The 15740-nt window shown below is 63.5% G+C and carries 17 protein-coding genes; 7 read left to right on the top strand and 10 right to left on the bottom strand.

The genetic code is table 11. The annotated features are described in order from the left end of the window. Position 1: 1 nt before the first annotated feature. From ABIA70_RS11955 to ABIA70_RS11945, 3 genes are read left to right on the top strand one after another with little or no spacing between them, the layout of a single operon-like run. Positions 2-1492: an aldehyde dehydrogenase family protein gene (locus ABIA70_RS11955; protein WP_354147773.1), complete on the top strand. Its 1491-nt coding sequence runs from the start codon at positions 2-4 to the stop codon at positions 1490-1492. Between the two features lie 6 nt (positions 1493-1498). Continuing rightward, positions 1499-1819, top strand: a complete 321-nt coding sequence (fdxA, locus tag ABIA70_RS11950) for a ferredoxin (RefSeq protein WP_354147772.1) — start codon at positions 1499-1501, stop codon at positions 1817-1819. After that, positions 1810-2139 (top strand): hypothetical protein, encoded by a 330-nt coding sequence (locus ABIA70_RS11945; RefSeq protein ID WP_354147771.1) that lies wholly within the window; start codon positions 1810-1812, stop codon positions 2137-2139. Before fdxA ends, ABIA70_RS11945 begins: the two co-directional genes overlap by 10 nt. 89 nt (positions 2140-2228) lie before the next feature. Here the strand turns inward: ABIA70_RS11945 and ABIA70_RS11940 are convergent, their stop codons facing one another. Genes ABIA70_RS11940 through ABIA70_RS11930 form a run of 3 tightly spaced genes read right to left on the bottom strand, consistent with a single transcriptional unit; the run spans position 2229 to position 3960 of the window. Then, on the bottom strand, positions 2229-2564 hold the full coding sequence (locus tag ABIA70_RS11940; protein ID WP_354147770.1) for a YciI family protein: 336 nt from the start codon (positions 2562-2564) through the stop codon (positions 2229-2231). 50 nt (positions 2565-2614) lie between these two features. Continuing rightward, positions 2615-3595, bottom strand: coding sequence for a TIGR03086 family metal-binding protein (locus tag ABIA70_RS11935; RefSeq protein WP_354147769.1), 981 nt, complete (start codon positions 3593-3595; stop codon positions 2615-2617). Further along, the gene (locus ABIA70_RS11930; RefSeq protein WP_354147768.1) at positions 3592-3960 is read right to left on the bottom strand and encodes an ArsR/SmtB family transcription factor; all 369 of its coding nucleotides are present in this window, start codon (positions 3958-3960) and stop codon (positions 3592-3594) included. Before ABIA70_RS11930 ends, ABIA70_RS11935 begins: the two co-directional genes overlap by 4 nt. 243 nt (positions 3961-4203) lie before the next feature. Here ABIA70_RS11930 and ABIA70_RS11925 point away from each other — a divergent pair, with 243 nt between their 5' ends. Both ABIA70_RS11925 and ABIA70_RS11920 read left to right on the top strand, forming a co-directional pair. Then, positions 4204-4437: a hypothetical protein gene (locus tag ABIA70_RS11925; RefSeq protein WP_354147767.1), complete on the top strand. Its 234-nt coding sequence runs from the start codon at positions 4204-4206 to the stop codon at positions 4435-4437. 132 nt (positions 4438-4569) lie between these two features. Next, the gene (locus ABIA70_RS11920) at positions 4570-5310 is read left to right on the top strand and encodes a hypothetical protein (RefSeq protein ID WP_354147817.1); all 741 of its coding nucleotides are present in this window, start codon (positions 4570-4572) and stop codon (positions 5308-5310) included. 110 nt (positions 5311-5420) lie between these two features. Here ABIA70_RS11920 and ABIA70_RS11915 read toward each other — a convergent pair whose 3' ends face one another. The 3 genes from ABIA70_RS11915 to ABIA70_RS11905 form a co-directional block, all read right to left on the bottom strand. Next, positions 5421-6008 carry a P-loop nucleotide/nucleoside kinase family protein gene (locus ABIA70_RS11915; RefSeq protein WP_354147766.1) on the bottom strand — a complete coding sequence of 196 codons (588 nt, stop codon included), beginning with the start codon at positions 6006-6008 and terminating at the stop codon, positions 5421-5423. An 82-nt stretch (positions 6009-6090) separates the two neighbouring features. Next, entirely contained in the window at positions 6091-7392 is a 1302-nt protein-coding gene (locus ABIA70_RS11910) for an MFS transporter (RefSeq protein ID WP_354147765.1), read from the bottom strand. A 66-nt stretch (positions 7393-7458) separates the two neighbouring features. Beyond that, positions 7459-8085: a bifunctional 4-hydroxy-2-oxoglutarate aldolase/2-dehydro-3-deoxy-phosphogluconate aldolase gene (locus ABIA70_RS11905; protein WP_354147764.1), complete on the bottom strand. Its 627-nt coding sequence runs from the start codon at positions 8083-8085 to the stop codon at positions 7459-7461. Between the two features lie 106 nt (positions 8086-8191). On the opposite strand from ABIA70_RS11905, the gene ABIA70_RS11900 reads away from it, so the two are divergent. Beyond that, complete coding sequence (locus ABIA70_RS11900; RefSeq protein ID WP_354147763.1) at positions 8192-9004, top strand: DeoR/GlpR family DNA-binding transcription regulator; 813 nt, start codon at positions 8192-8194, stop codon at positions 9002-9004. Positions 9005-9056: 52 nt separating this feature from the next. Here ABIA70_RS11900 and ABIA70_RS11895 read toward each other — a convergent pair whose 3' ends face one another. The 4 genes from ABIA70_RS11895 to ABIA70_RS11880 all read right to left on the bottom strand — a co-directional run bounded on the left by ABIA70_RS11895 (position 9057) and on the right by ABIA70_RS11880 (position 14451). Next, positions 9057-9965, bottom strand: coding sequence for an NAD(P)-dependent oxidoreductase (locus ABIA70_RS11895; protein ID WP_354147762.1), 909 nt, complete (start codon positions 9963-9965; stop codon positions 9057-9059). 5 nt (positions 9966-9970) lie between these two features. Beyond that, a complete protein-coding gene (locus ABIA70_RS11890; RefSeq protein WP_354147761.1) occupies positions 9971-11890 on the bottom strand; it encodes a TRAP transporter large permease in 1920 nt (639 codons plus the stop codon). An 81-nt stretch (positions 11891-11971) separates the two neighbouring features. After that, positions 11972-13006, bottom strand: coding sequence for a DctP family TRAP transporter solute-binding subunit (locus ABIA70_RS11885; RefSeq protein WP_354147760.1), 1035 nt, complete (start codon positions 13004-13006; stop codon positions 11972-11974). A 92-nt stretch (positions 13007-13098) separates the two neighbouring features. Next, a complete protein-coding gene (locus ABIA70_RS11880) occupies positions 13099-14451 on the bottom strand; it encodes an NAD(P)H-dependent oxidoreductase (RefSeq protein ID WP_354147759.1) in 1353 nt (450 codons plus the stop codon). 243 nt (positions 14452-14694) lie between these two features. Between ABIA70_RS11880 and ABIA70_RS11875 the strand changes: the two genes are divergently transcribed. Further along, complete coding sequence (locus ABIA70_RS11875; RefSeq protein WP_354147758.1) at positions 14695-15729, top strand: LacI family DNA-binding transcriptional regulator; 1035 nt, start codon at positions 14695-14697, stop codon at positions 15727-15729. Positions 15730-15740 lie beyond the last annotated feature (11 nt).

Raw genomic sequence — 15740 nt, 5'->3', positions numbered from 1 at the left:
CATGACTTCCACAACGCCTGACCTGTCCACCCGGACGGACCGCGGACTTCTTACCGCCCGGCACCTCATCAACGGCGAATGGCTGGGCGATGCGGACACCGAACGGATGAACCCGGCCCGCCCGGACGAGCTTGCAGCCCTCTCCCCCAGCGGTAGCGCGGACGATGTCGACGCCGCCGTCACCGCGGCTGCCACGGCCCAGCCCGGCTGGGCAGCCATGCCAGCGCCGTCCCGCGGGGCTATCCTCATCACCGCCGGCAACCTGCTGATCGAACGCCAGAGCGCCATCGCCGAGGACCTGGTCCGGGAAGAAGGCAAAACGCTGGCCGAGGCCAAAGGCGAGGTCAAGCGTGCCTCGGACGTGCTCCGCTTCTTCGGCTCCCTGGGCTGGGCGGCCACCGGCGAGGTGCTGCCCAGCGGCCTCCCGGACACCACCATCACCACCCGCCGCGAGCCCCTCGGCGTGGTGGGGCTGATCACCCCGTGGAACTTCCCCATCGCCATCCCGGCATGGAAGGCCGCGCCCGCCCTGATCAGCGGCAACGCCGTGGTCATCAAGCCGGCTGAGCTGACCCCGCTCTCCGCCACCCACCTGGCCCGCGCCCTGCAGGATGCCGGGCTGCCCGCAGGCGTCTTCAACGTGGTGCACGGCAAAGGCCGCGTGGTGGGCGACGCCCTGGCCCGCGACTCCCGCGTCGCCGGCCTGTCCTTCACCGGTTCCACCAAGGTGGGGCTTGGCCTGCAGGAGATCCTGAACGCCCGCCGTGCCCGGGTCCAGCTGGAAATGGGCGGGAAGAACGGCGTCCTGGTCCTCGACGACGCAGATGCCGGCAAGGCCGCAAAAGTGGTGGCCGCGGGGGCCTTCGGACTCACCGGCCAGGCCTGCACCGCAACGTCCCGCGTCTACGTCACACCGGGCATCCGCGACGTCTTCCTGGCGGCCCTCACCGAGGAAGCCGCCGCCTACGCGCCCGGTGACGGTCTGGACTCGCCGATGGGGGCTGTGGTGAGCAGCAACCAGTTTTCGCAGAACACGGCAGCGGTGCGTTCCGCCGTCGTACGCGGTGCCACGCTGCTCTCCGGCTCCGGGATCCTGGATGAAACCCACGACGGCGATCCCGGCCGGCCGCTGTACTTCCCGGCCGCCGTGCTCACCGGACTGCCGTTCGACGACGCAGCAGTCACCGAGGAGATCTTCGGACCGGTTGTCGCCGTTCTTGAAGTGGCGGACTACGAGGCCGGACTCGCCGCAATCAACGACTCGCGCTACGGCCTCACCGCTGGCATCTGCACCGACTCCCTGGCCCGCGCCACGGACTTCGCGGCCCGCGCGCAGGCCGGCGTCATCAAGGTCAACCGTCCGACGGCCGGCCTGGACCTGAACGTGCCGTTCGGCGGCGTGAAGGACTCCTCCACCAACACGTTCCGCGAGCAGGGCAAGTCCGCCCTGGACTTCTTCACGTGGGGCAAAACCGTCTACACGGGCGTGTAGGGCGCCATGACCTACGTGATTGCGCAGCCGTGCGTGGATGTGAAGGACAAGGCGTGCATAGAGGAATGCCCCGTGGACTGCATCTACGAAGGAAAGCGCATGCTTTACATCCACCCTTACGAGTGCGTCGACTGCGGAGCATGCGACCCTGTTTGCCCGGTGGAAGCAATCTACTACTCGGAGGATCTGCCGGAAGAATGGGCGGGTTATGGGGGCGCCAACGCCGGGTTCTTCGACGTTCTCGGATCTCCGAAGGGAGCGGCAGCGGTGGGCCGCACCGAACATGACCATCCTTTGATCGCCGCCGAGGAGCCGCAATGCCGCTGATGGTGGAAACCATAGGCTGGTTCGGATCCGCACTGATCCTGGTGTCCCTTGCCCAGGCCCGGCCCCGACGCCTGCACCTGCTCAACCTCGGTGCCTGCATCGTCCTCATTGCCTACAATGCACTTATCGGCGCCGTTCCGGGCATAGGGCTGAACGCCGGCCTGATACTCGTCAATCTGTGGCGGCTGCGGACCCTCCCCCAGCCCGGCACATCCGGGCCCGCCGGCATGACGGACAGTAAGCCCTCCACCCCCGTTACAGCCACTGAAAGCGCTGCTGAAGCAGACCTCAGCACGGAAGTCCGGGCGAAAACCCTGTAAGCGGTCACGACGGCAACCCGGGCGGTGCCGTGTGCTCGCCGCTGCTGTGAAGCGGCGAGCACAGGCCCCATAAATATTGGGAGTTTGGACTACATTCCGGGGATGTGCTGGGCCTCGTGGACCTCGATTTCGCACCCCGGCATGTTCAGGTGCGGGTGCTGCTTGGCGAGCTCCAGGGCCGCTTCTGCAGTCTCGGCCTGGATGAGGCTGTACCCGGCTACTTCGCGCTGGCTCGGCGCGGTGGCTCCGCCGGGCGATACCCGGACGCCGTTGGCCAGCGGGGATCCGAAGTCGATCAGCCCGTCGCCGACCTTGGCGGCCCAGGCGTTCCACTCCCCCATGGACGCTTCCATGTCTTCCGGTGCCGGCGGCGCGGCCTCGGCGGGCGTCATCGGGGCGTGGTAGATAAAGAGGAATTTGGACATTTTCGTTCCTTCCTTCGTGACTGGTTGTTTGTTGTGGCGGGGCGAACCGGTCAGGCGGTGACGGTCCGGCCGGTGAACGCAATGAGTCTTTCGAGGCTGCCTGCGGTCTCCGCGACGGGCTGCGCAGGGGCGAAGCTGCGGCCGGACCGGACCTGGTCGGAGATAGTCGTCATCGCCAGTGCCTCTACATAGTCGGTAACGACGTTGGAGACGGCCAGATCCTGGCCGCTTGCCTTCGCGAAGTCCCACGCATGCACGAGCAGCTCGAGATTCAGGATGCTGGCCACCATGGTGGCGGGGAGTTCAGCGAATCCCATGTCGATGGTGCCGTCAACGCCACGGTGGGCGAACGCCTCCAGTGTGGGCTGCGCCAGTTCTGCGACGCGGACCTCGGGTGCGGCGTCAGTGCGGTCTTTGACGTCTGCACCCAGGGCTGTGCCGATGTTCCTCAAGGAGCCGGCCAGGTGCTCAAGGAGTTCGTGTGCGGTGAAGTCCTCGCACGGCGTCGGCTTGTCACGGTCTGCCGGAGTGAGCTTCCGCAGCACGCCCAGGAGCACGGCAAGTGAAGCGTCCGCCGAGATGAGGTGGTCAATGGGATCGGGGGCAAATGCCCATTCGTCCGGGCCGGCGCCTTCAGCTGTCGATGCTTCGAGAACCAGGCGTCCCAGGTAGTGGTTCCAACCTTCCGCGTGCGCCGTTGCCTGCTCGGGGGTGAGTCCCTCGTGCACCAGGCGCACTGACGTGCCGCCTGCCTCGGGCTCCAGCGTGATGGTCACCGTGGACGCGCCAGGAGGCAGGTCGGTAGCGGATTCCCAGCCCCAGGTGAACACGATGCGTTTGCCCGGTTCGATCTCCTGGAACGTGCCGGCGGCGTGGTGTCCCGGAAGGATTGTCCAGCGGTACTCGCCACCAACCCGTAGATCCACCCGGGCGGCAACCGACTTCCAGCGGCGCAGGCGTTCCGGCTGGGTGATCAGGGCGAATGCCTCGTCTGCGTCGACGGGCAGGTGGATGGTTTTATCGAAGCTCATGTGAGCGATCCTTTGTTTGAATGAGGTGTCTGGCGGGGTGGTGCCGGGCTCTCTGGTTTATGGCGGTTTTCGGCCAACGCGGCGGCGTCTGCGGCGAGCAGGTCCAGTTCGTCAGTCCAGAACTGCTCCACCAGCGCACGCAGCCGGCCCATTCCCTGGGGGTCGAGCCTGTAGTACCGGTTGCGTCCCTCCTTGCGGGCGGCAACCAGGCCAGCCTGCTCAAGCAACAGCAGGTGCTGGGAGACTGCGGAACGGCTGACCGTGAAGTGGGCGGCCAACTCCCCCACTGCCTGTTCCTGGCGGGCCAGAAGATGCAGCAGCCGGCGCCGGTTCGGCTCCGCTGCGATCTCCAAGGCATCCAACACACCTATTACGTTAGTGGACGCTAACGCATTAGGCAAGAAGGGCCGTGTTCACCACTGACGGCGGCACCCTTTGCTCGCCAGCCTCAGCTTTCCGGCCTCGACATCATTCACGTGAGGGCTGAGGACCATCTCCCCGGACCGGGCGGGGCTTGAGTGCTGCGGGTCGTTGGGCTCTGGCTCCAGGGCGCACCTATGCACAAGCATTGATCCAGCACACCATCACCGGGACGGAGAGGACGAGCGATGTCCGGGACAGCAGCATCCGGGCGGCTGGTGTTCCTCGACGTCTCGAGGGTTCCGATCATCTCCATGGTGATCATTCATCACGCGGCGCAGGCTTATGGGCCCACCGGTGGATTCTGGCCTGTAAAGGACCCGGTAACCACCGACTGGTTTCAGCCCTTCTACACGGTGAACGCAGCAGTGGGCCTGGGCCTGCTGTTCCTGCTGGCAGGCTTCCTTGTCCCTGGGCCCTAAGCACGCAAGGTCCCGGTCGATTTCTCAAAGAACGATCGGCCCGACTTGGGATACCTCTCGTGTTCTTCGTCCTGGTGGTAAACGTCCCGCTCGTGTTACTTCGCAACCGGACGCCCTGACCCGGGTGACCTCATAAAATCGCTTTACGCCGGAGCCTGGCAGGGCGCCTACCTGCACCTATGGTTCTTGGGACACCTGCTTCTGTATTCGGCCGTCTATGCGGCGTGGGCGCGCCGCGCCGGTTCGGGCGTGCCTTCGAGGCAGCTGCCGCCGCCCGGCCACACCGTCATCTTCTTACTCACCGCCGCATTGATCCTGGTCACATGGGTCGTGAGGTGGTGGTTCCCCGTCGATGACTGGGTTCCGCTGTTCTTTGTGTTACCCGCTGAGCCAGCGAACCTGGCGCAATACCTGAGCATGTTCGTGCTCGGGATCATGGCTTACAGCAACGACTGGTTCCGGCGGATCCCGCGCAGGGCTGGCCTCGTGTGGCTGGTCTTGGGAACCAGCGCTGCAGCGGCTGCCTACTGGCTCCAGGCGTCCAACCTCTGGGTTGTGTCGGTGGGACTCGTAGTTGCGTTCCGCGAAGTATTCCATACACCCACGCCGTTTCTCGCCCCGATGGCCACAGCGAGTTACGCAGCCTACATCCCGCACGTCTTCGTCGTCGTGGGCCTTCAGGTGGCCCTTCTCCAGACGGCCTGGCCGCCGGGAGCCAAGTTCGTGGTTGTATCCGTGCCGGGTCTCTTCTGCTCGTTCGGGATCGGCCATGTGTCGCGCTTTGTGCCGGGCCTCAGGGTGCTGCTCGGCACGACTCCATTGCGTGCTGAACTGGCACGAGGGCCTGGGGACGGCCGAGGAATGAGCCGTTAAGCCTCCCGAAGCAGGAGAGGTGCTCTGGGCATAAAACCCCTACGACAGACCGCGTCCAGACTGCCCGGTGATTCAGCACTGGTGGTTCACCGTTCTTCATCGGGAGCCGATCAAGGTTTGTTTAGAGAAAGTTCGGACTCGAAGACTGTCAGGTCTGATTCTGAGGCACTGTTGTCGAAGTCGATGTGGGTTGCACCGGTCCAGTGGCATGAGTGTGCTTGGGCTCCGGCCCAGAAGGTCTCCCAGTTGGAAAGCTTCCATTCATCCCGCGGGTAGCCGCGGGAGATGAGGCGTTGACGGAGGGCCTCTCCGGCGAGCCGGACGTGGACCACCACAAGTTCGGCTTCAGGCCACTGGTGACGCACGCGGATCTTCGTCAGATAATCGTTGTCGGAAAAGTACTTTCCGAAGGGTGCGTCCAGCACCACTGAGTTACCGGTCAACAGGTTGTCCCTCGTGAGGTCCAGAATCGCGGCATACTCCAGGGGCATGATGGTCGTCTGGTAGAAATCGTTGTTGTCGCGTTCATTGGGATCTGAGCCGTTGAGCGCCAGCAGCAGCTCTGTGAAGCCCGTCGCAGCGGTGTCCTTATCGATGTAGGCGGCCCCGAACCGTCGGGCAATCTGCCGGCTGACGCTTGACTTTCCGGAACCGGCAGGGCCGATCACGAAAAAGACTTTGGGAATGGTGGTGGTCAACTGCCTGTTCTTCCTTGAACGTGGATGGTGCTGTGGCGGGCGCCTGATCGGCCCCCGCCACAGCGGTGCGCATGGATTTACTTTATGCCGCCGTTGTGGCTGCCCGGCGGTCTTTGACGAAGAGTCCGTAGGACAGCGCCCCGACGATCAACAGCATTCCACCGATCAGGAACACCATGGTGTAATTGCCGCCCGTCTCGGTCAGGATATATCCGGTCACTATCGGCGCCACGGCGGCACCGAGGAATCCGCCGAAGTTCTGGATCGCTCCTAGTGAGGCCACCTGGTTCGGTTCAGCAATGTCCGAGGCCAGCGTCCACAGGACGCCGATGGGAACCTGGGCAGCGAAGTAGCCCACGGAGAGAAGGACAATCGCCAGGGCGGTGTTCTCCACATATGCCACCGGCAGGACGGCCGCTGCTGCGAGGAGCGCACCACCTACTATCGGGATTTTCCGGGCGGTGATGGTGGGGACACCACGTTTGATCAGCCTGCCCGAGAGGATACCGCCTGTCAGCACACCGATGATGCCGCAGAGGAACGGCAGGCCGGCGAGCCAGCCGATCTGGCTCAGGCTGAAGCCGCGGGCTGTCTGGAGGTAGCTGGGCAGCCAAGTGAGGTACACCCATACCGTGTAGAAGATGCCGAAGGCGCCCAGAACCATGAACCAGGTGTTTTTGTGCTTGAAGAGCTCGCCCCATCCGGCCTGCTTTTCCTTAGGCTTCTGCGCTTCCTCGAACTCAGCACCTTTGATAAGGAACTGTTCCTTGAGGGTGGGGTCACGGTAGATCCGCAGCCAGACCAGGGCGATGACGATTCCCAGGGCTCCGATGACCAGGAACATCCCGCGCCAACTCATGGTCAGCATGAGGAAGGTCAGCAGCGGGGGCGCGATTGCGTTGGCGATCTGGGAGCCGGTGTTAACAATTGATACGGGGAGGGCGCGCTCGGTTTTGTCGAACCATTTGTCGGCAACCTTCAGCCCGGACGTGAAGAACGGGGATTCTGCAACACCCAGGGCAACACGGGCCGCGTAGAGGAAACCGAAGGAGTTGGCCAGCGCCGACACCATCGACACGATGGACCACAGACCTGCAGCCCAAGCAAACATGCGCTTAGGACCGAACCTGTCCACGAGGTATCCGGCGGGAAGATTCGCGATGGCGTAGGGCCAGGAGAAGGCTGAGAGCAGCAGGCCCATCTGCAGGGCGTTGAGGCCGAATTCCTTGGCGATGGTTGTGTTGGCGATGCTCAGGTTGTTGCGGTCCAGATAGTTGATAATCCCGCCGATGACGAGAAGGGCGATCAGGTACCACCGGATCTTCACACTCTTCTTTGAGGCCGCCATCTCGGGCGCATTCGTTTCTGCTGAGGTTTGGCTCATGCAGCTCACTCCTTTGTGTTCTGGGCCGACAGTTGCTGCCGGTTCGGGTGTGGGAATGCCCTGGCGTCAGCCGCGGGCGTCGTTGATTGCGTCGAGGAATGTCCGGGCAGCCTGTGCCACCAGCCCGTAGTCCCCGTTGGCCTGTGCGGCTTTGGTGACAAAACTGCCGACGCCGACAGCGGTGACACCGGCAGCGAACCAGGCGCTGACGTTTTCCGGGGTCACTCCCCCGGAGGGCATGATCGGCGCCTGCGGAAGAGGCGCCATGATCGTCTTGACGTATGAGGGCCCACCGAGTTCGGCAGGGAACAACTTCACGATGTCAGCCCCCGCTTCAAGGGTGTCCACTACTTCGGTAGGAGTGAAGGCACCGCTGGCCGTGACCGCCTGGTAGCGGTTCCCCGCAGCGATCATCTTCCGGTTCAGCTGGGGGCTGACCAGCAGCCGCGCTCCCGCAGAGATGGCAGCGAAGGCCGCCTCGGCATCAAGGACAGTGCCCGCGCCGACCACGATTCCCTGCTCGCCGTACTTGTCCGTGAGCCTCTCGATAACCCCGAGCGCGCCCGGGACGGTCAGCGGGACCTCCACGGCACGGATGCCGCCTTCTATGGCAGCCTCGGCAACCCGATAAGCCTCATCGGCGGAATCGAGCCGGGCGATCAACAGGGCGCCGGACCGGACTATGGTTTCCATCACTTCAAACTTTGTTAACATGATTTAAGATCCTATCCCAAATTTTCACACATGGGAACATTGCGTGAAAATTTGTTAAGGTGGATTCATTCCAAAGGAGCCTTACGTGAATCCGACAGCGAGACCGCTTATCCCCGAGCAGCGCCATCAGGAAATCCTCCGACTGCTGCGGCGCGAGGGGGTGCTCAGTATCCGCAGTCTCACGGACTACATGAACGTCTCCCATATGACTGTCCGGCGTGACATCACAGCACTGGAGGATTCGGGGCAGGTCGTCTCAGTTCAGGGCGGGGTCCGCCTGGCGGAATGGACCGGCCAGGCCCCTCCCCGGGAGCGGGAATTCAGGGCACAGCTCGAGCTGCCCCGCAAGCAGGCCATCGCCGAACTCGCAGCCGGATTCATCGAGGACGACATGGTGGTCTTCCTGGACGCCGGGACCACATGCCAGTCCGTTGTCCCCTACCTCAGCGCGCGCAAGGACCTTACCGTCGTCACCAACGACTTCTACGTGGTGACGAGCCTGTTTGCCCACCCCCACATTGAGGTCATCCACACCGGAGGCGCGGTGGACGCATCCAGCGCCTCCAGCTCAGGCCGTATAGCAGCGGAAGCCATCAAGGGCATCAACGTCGATCTGTTCTTCCTCAGCACCGGGACCTGGAACATGTCCCGCGGGGTCACCACACCCTCCATGGACAAAGTGGAAGTCAAGCTCGCTGCCCTGGAGGCTTCCACGTCCTGCTTCCTGCTGGCAGACAGCACAAAGTTCGGAACCGTCTCAAAATTTCGCGTGACCCCGCTCGAAAAGCTCGATGCGGTCATCACCGACGAACAGCTCCCCCAGGAAATGCAGGAGAACATCCGGGATCTGGGCGTCACCGTCCATGTTGCCGGGCTTCGAAAGCCCGGCCTTTCCTGACCGGCAGGTGAACCAGTTGTCGGTGGGTTCCTCCTGAGGCGATTGGCAGGGACTAGCTTCGGATGGTCCGGTAGATTCCTGTGTGGTCAAGGTCGCCGTCACCTGCTGCGACCATGTTTTCGAAGGAGTTTTGGAGGCACGCGGCCAGCGGGAGCCGCAGCCCTGAATGACCGGCAACTTCGGCGATGAACCGAAGGTCCTTCAGTTGGTTTTTGGCTGAGCCGCCATCTTTAAAGTCCCGGTCGATCCAGCGTCGTCCCTTCTGCGCCAGCACCTCGGAGTTCGCCAGGCCACCGGCAAGCACTGCCTGGACCTTCTCCAGGTCCAGTCCCGCTGTATCTGCAAGCACCATTGCCTCGGCCAGAGCCGTTACGGTTGCGGCAACCACGATCTGGTTGCAGGCTTTGACGGTTGACCCTGCACCGGTTTCGCCGAACCACATCACTGTGGAGCTGTAGAGCTCGAAGACCGGTTTCACGCGTTCCACCGCGTCCAAGGCGCCTCCGACCATAATGCTCAGCCGCCCTTCCTCGGCACCTATGGTCCCGCCGCTCAGGGGGGCATCGACGACGGCGACTCCCCAGTTGCGTTGGCAGTCGTCAGCGAACTGTGCGACAGCCACGGGTGACACCGTCCCGTGGACCACGAGGATTGGATGCTCGATTCCGGCCGCTTTCCATCCGTGAAGGAGTCCGTCGTCGCCGTGGAGCAGCGCCTCGAGCTGGGGCAGGTCGGGCAAGACGGTGAGGACGATGTCCCGTGCGGCGTCGGCCGGGGAGGCGGCGAAGGTGCCGCCGTCAATGGCGCGGGCCTTTTCCGGGGTGCGGTTCCACAGCGTGAGGGGAACGCCGTGCTTGAGGATGTTTCGTGCGATGGGTGCGCCCATCGGTCCGGTGCCCAAGAGGGCCACGGACCGAAGGGCGCCGGGCAGTTCTGGCTGCCCAGGCGTCGGAGTCGTCATCGGGTTTAGAAGGGGATGAGTCCGGCGAGGGCGGGCAGGAACGTGCTGAACCACGGGACGGCAGCAAGCACCAGCAGTCCCAGGAACACCGCGATGAGGTAGGGCCAGAAGTGCTTGAGGCTCCTTTCCACGGTCTCGTGTGCAGTGGCGCACGCAACGTAGAAGCCGACGCCGGCTGGTGGCGCGAACGAGCCGATGCCCATGGAGATGATCAGGACCATGGCATATTGCACGGGGTTGACCCCGAAGTCGACGGCGATCGGCAGGAGCAGCGGCGCGAAGATCAGGACAGCCGGGAGCCCCTCAAGCAACTGCCCCATGATGATCAGCAGCACGATCGTGAAGAGCATAAAGAGCAACGGCGAATCGCCCAGCCCTGACATCAGGTCGTGGATCTGCTGCGACACACCGGCAAGGGCGAGTGTCTGGGCCAGCGGGGAGGCCGCCGCGATGATGAACAGAACCATGCCCGCCGTCGTCGTCGTTTCCCGCAAAGTGTCACCGAGCAGGCGCTTGCTTCCGCGACGGTACGCGGCGGCGAGGATGAAGGCGTACGCGACGGCCACCGACGAAACTTCGGTGGGGGTGGCGAAGCCGCTGAGGATCCCTACGACCATGCCTACCGGGAGCAGCAGGGTGGGGATGGCGAAGAAGGTGGCCGTTCCGCGTGCCTTCCAAGTGGCCTTGGGGCTGGCGATGCCGCCCTGTTTGCGGGCGCGGAGGAAGACGAGTGCCATGACCACGAGGGCCAGGAAGGCGGCCGGCACGAACCCGGCGAGGAACAGGGTGGTCGTGGAAATGGTCGTGATGGATCCGAGGATCAGGAGCACGATGCTCGGAGGGATGGTTTCGCCCATGATTGCTGAGGCGGAAAGGACGGCGACGACTTCTCCGCGGGGATACTTGCGTTCTTCGAGCATGCCGCGCATGGTGGTGCCGACGGCTGCGACGTCAGCGACTTTGGAGCCGGAGATGCCGGAGAAGATGTACATCGTCACCACCACGACCTGAAGGAGCCCTCCGCGGAGATGTCCGATGAGGGCATCGACTAGCCGGGCCAGCGGCAGGGTGAGGCCGGCGGAGTTCATGACGGTTCCGGCGAGGATGAAGAACGGGATGGCCAGGAGCACGAAGCCCTTGGCTCCGGAGGCCATGCCGATCGGGATGGCGCTGACGTCTGAGATTCCGCCGAGGAACAGGTAGATCCCGGAGGCCAGGGCGAGAACGAAGGCGATGGGCAGTCCGAGGAACAGCAGTATGAAGAGCACTGCCAGGACGACGGCGAGCAGAACGTTTGGCGAGGCGTAGTAGAAGAGCGGCTGGGCGACCATGACGAGGACAAACAGGGCTGCGGTCATGCCCGCCGCGACCAGTACGGGGCGGCGTTCCTGGCGCCACAGTTTGAGCAGCGCGAACCAGGCGATCAGGACCATGCCGATGGAGAAGGGAAGTGAGACCCAGAACACGGGCAACTGCAGGATGGGCGTCTTTTCCTCGATTTGCTGGACGAGGGTAGGGACAAAGAGCGCGAACGTGCCAGCGCTCATCGCAAAGACGAGGCAGTCGACGAGGGCTGCCAAGTAGGGCTTCCAGGTTGCGGGAAGCCGCATGATAAGGGCCTGGACGGACATGTGTGCGCCCTTGGGGTAGGCGATCGCACCGCCAATGAACGCAATGGTCAGCAGCGCGATTTCGGAGGCTTCCTGGGTCCAGAGGACTGAATCGCCGGTGACGACCCGGACCATGATGTTCAGCAGGATCACGACCAGTTCGGCGATGATGGCCGCGCCGACAACCCATTCGAGGGCCTTGTCGAACCAAACCGCGCCGCTCCATCGCGGTGGGACGTGGCCGTGATGCAGGATTTCTTCCGCGTCTGAGGGAATGACCTCCTCAAGTTCCTCCGGCGATATGGTGTGTTTCATGTGGCTTCCAGACTGTCGACGTTGAGAGTGGGACTTGGTGCTGCGGGCCCGGGGAACCGGGGCTCCCCGGGCCTGAGAGTGCTACTTGCTGGCGGTGAAGGCGATCGCCTTGTCAAAGAACTCTTTGCCGATCAGGTCCGAAAACACCGGATACAGGCTCTTTGAGGTGGCTTTGAATTCTTCAAGGCCGGAGGCGCTGACCTCGTTGGCCTGCATGCCCTTTGCTTTCAGCTCGTCCAGCTGTTTCTTGGACTGCTCGGCGTCGTAGCCGGTTTTGAAGGTCGCGGTCTCTTCCGAGGCTTCCGTGAGGGCCTTCTTCTGGTCCTCGGTGAGGGTGTCCCACTTTTTGGAGGACAGGGCCAGGACCCAGGCGTCGTTGATGTGGTTGGTCAGCGAGACGTACTTCTGGACCTCGGAAAACTTGTTGGTCCATGGTACTTCGATGGGGTTTTCCTGCCCATTGATCGTTCCGGTCTGCAGGCCGGTGAAGACTTCGGAGAAGGCCATCGTGGTCGGGCTCGCGCCGAGCTTGCTGAAGTAGTCGGTCCACAGCGGGTTGCCCGGGACACGGATTTTCAGGCCCTTAAGGTCCGAGGGCTGCGTGATCGGGCGGACGGAGTTGGTGATCTCGCGGCCGGTCCTGGTCAGGAAACTCAGCGCCACGGTGTCCTTGGCGGCGAGTTTGTCCTTGAGCGCCTTGCCAGGCTCTCCGGTGAGGAAGGCTGCCTCCTCGGTGGTGTCCTTGAAGAGGTACGGGATGCTGATGGCGTTCATTTCCGGCACGACTGACGCGTAGACCGAGGTTGAGAGGATAAGTGCGTCAAGGGATCCGCCCTGCAGGCGTGTGACTGCGGCGTTCTGGTCTCCGCTGAAGCTCGTACCGTTGGGGACAACGGTGACGGTCACGGATCCATTGGACGTCTTTTTGACCTGGTCAGCGAAATGCTGGGCCGAGACACCGACCGAGGACGTGAGCGGGTCCGGGATCGAGAGCTGGATCTTCGCCGGTGGAGCTCCCGCCGCGCCGGGGGCGGCCGAGGAGGCGCATCCGGCGAGGACTGAAGCTGCGAGCGTGCAGGCCAGCACTCCGGTGAGGGCGCGGGTGGTGGATTTCATGTGATGCCTTTCTTCGTTGGAAGGAGTCTGTTTCCGGAGGCGTGAACGACGTCAGCCGACGTTTGTTGCAGCGCCCGGTTCCGTGCGGGGTTTCAGGCGCTGAGAGCGGATTCCGTGACGAGGGCTTCGGTCTCCCGGCGCAGTTCCAGTGCCTGGGCGAGGGAATCATCGATAATGACGTCATCCCAGCCAACAATGGCGCCCTTGGCGATGTCATTGCGAAGTTCCACGTGGTGGGCGAGAGCAACCGGCAACGCGCCGGTGCTGACGGAGTGCCTGGCCGAAACGAGCTTGCCCCAGACGGTGAACCCGCCTTCGCCGTCGAGGAACTCGCCTGCCTTGAGGTCCTTCTTCGCCGTCGCCACAACATCGCCGAAGAACCCGACGGGTGACCCGGTGGAAATGCCGCGGAGGGCGGCGTTGGCAATGGAAACGTTGAGTTCGAGGCCGACGTAGTGGTACGGGCGGTAGAGGGCTGCATACTGGCCGGTCGGGTCCGGGTGCCAGGGGTATTCGTTGAAGCAGCCGGAGACGTAGTCGTTCGTTGCCTTGACGACGACGAAGACGCCTTCCTGGGTGTTGTGAGGGATCCAGGTCCCATCGCGGTTGACGCTGGACATAACGTCCACGCTGCCTTCGTGGGCGAGTGCCCCGCCGACGTCGGCCGGACGGCAGATCGTTGCGATTTCCTCGACATCCCCGGGGGTGAAGCTCAACCCCGTGTCAGAAGGCACCAGGGCAGCACCGTTTGCGACTGCTGCCATCTCAATGGCGGCCTTGGTGCCGTCGCGGAAGGAGGTGTGCATGTTCGGGTTCAACTGCCCGGAGTCGGTGAGCTCCTTGGAGAACTCCCAGTTTTCCCAGACGTTGTCAGGGTTCATCTCGTGGTAGTGCTCAAGGTACTTCGCGCCCTTGCCGGCGCAGACAACGTCGAATCCGCTGGTCCGGGCCCAGTCCACGAGTTCCATGATCAGGGCCGGCTGATCGCCGTAAGCCATCGAGTAGACGACGCCGGCGGCTTCGGCGCGACGGGCCAGCGCGGGCCCTGCCAGTGCGTCTGCTTCGACTGTGACCATGATGATGTGCTTCTTGGTTTCGATGGCGCGGAGGGCGTGCTTCACGCCGACGATCGGGTTGCCCGTGGCCTCGACAATGACATCGATATCGACATCAAAAAGCTCATCGGCGTTTGCAACGATCGTCGTGGAGCGGTCCCTCAGTGCGGTGGCAATGTCCGGCGCGATCTGGCTCTTCGGCCAGCCAACCAGTTCAAAGGCCCCTTCGGCGCGCTTGACGTTGATGTCGGCGATGGCGACCACGTGGATGCCGGGGATGTTGTTCGCCTGGGCCAGATACATCGTGCCGTAACGGCCGGCTCCGATGAGGCCGACCCGCACAGGGCGGCCCTGCTGCTCGCGGTCGCTGAGAAGTTTGTGGAGGTTCATGGGGATCTCTCTGATTGACGATAAGCGTCGGAAGGACCCTCCACCGGGATGGCGGAGCAACTTCTTCGTCGCTGACTGGAATTCAAGGACCGGAGTGGAACCGGTTCCACTTTTGTACCAGTCGGTGTTAGGCTGTGTCAACAGTCACACGACACAAAGGTTTCCTGGCACCGGAACCGCCGCGGGGATGAGATGCTCGCGGTGGATCCGTTTGCCGGCAGAGGACCTCAACGAGGAGGAGCAGTGAAGAAAGCGCCAACTATCCGCGATGTCGCGGCGGCGGCGGGCGTTTCGGTCTCCGTGGTCTCCCGCGTATTGAATCCGGAATCAGGTCCGGTAGCGCCGGCCAAGCGGGAATCGGTGCTCAGAGTCATCGACGAGCTGGGATACCGCCCCCGCGCCGCCGCCCGCGAACTGAGCGTCGGCCACACGCCCACTGTTGGCCTGGTCGTAGCAGACCTGACCAACCCCTTCTTTGCACAGCTTGCTGACCGGGTCGTCTGGGAAGCCCGCAGCCACGGCGTCCAGGTCGTGGTCATGACTACCCAGGAAGACCCGCATCTGGAAGCGGACTCCCTCGACACGCTCCTTGACCGCTCCGTCGGAGGAGTAATCGCCACCCCCACCGGAGCCAACATAGAAAAGTGGGCGCGCCTCCAGTCCCTTGGCGTGAACGTCGTCTTCGTGGACCGCACCATCCCGGAACTCTCGAGTGTCGACGTCGTAAGCATCGAAAATGTGGACTCAGCCCGACGCGCCACCGAGTACCTGCTTGGACTGGGGCACACTCGGATCGGCCTCATCTCAGGTCCTGCCAGCACCTCTACGGGCAGATCAAGGATCCAGGGCTACCAGTCCGCGCACAACAACTTCAAAGTCCAAGTGGACCCGCAACTGGTAAGGGACATCCCGTTCCGGGGAGACGGCGGCGGTGACGCCGTCGGCTCCCTCCTCGCCCTCCCTGAACGGCCAACAGGCCTCATAGTGGCCAACACGGCGCAGGTCCAAAGCTCAGTCCGCCGCCTCGTCCAAACGGGCACAAGCATTCCCGGCGATCTGTCGGTCATTGTCTTTGACGACAATCCCTGGACGGAACTGACAAGCCCGCCCCTGAGTGTGATCCGGCAACCCATCGGCATGCTTGCGGTGCACTCCCTGGAACTGGTACTGGGGCGCATGCAGGGCAGACTCCCCGACACCCCCCGCAGGATCGAAGTCAACGCAGACTTCCTCCCCCGCAGTAGCTGCTCACCACTGTTGCTCTCCCCTACCCGATAAGGAAAAACCAT

This window comes from Arthrobacter sp. 754 (assembly GCF_040548695.1).
In the GTDB taxonomy this organism is placed as follows: Bacteria; Actinomycetota; Actinomycetes; order Actinomycetales; family Micrococcaceae; genus Arthrobacter.
This window is presented reverse-complemented; position numbering and strand designations above follow the sequence as displayed.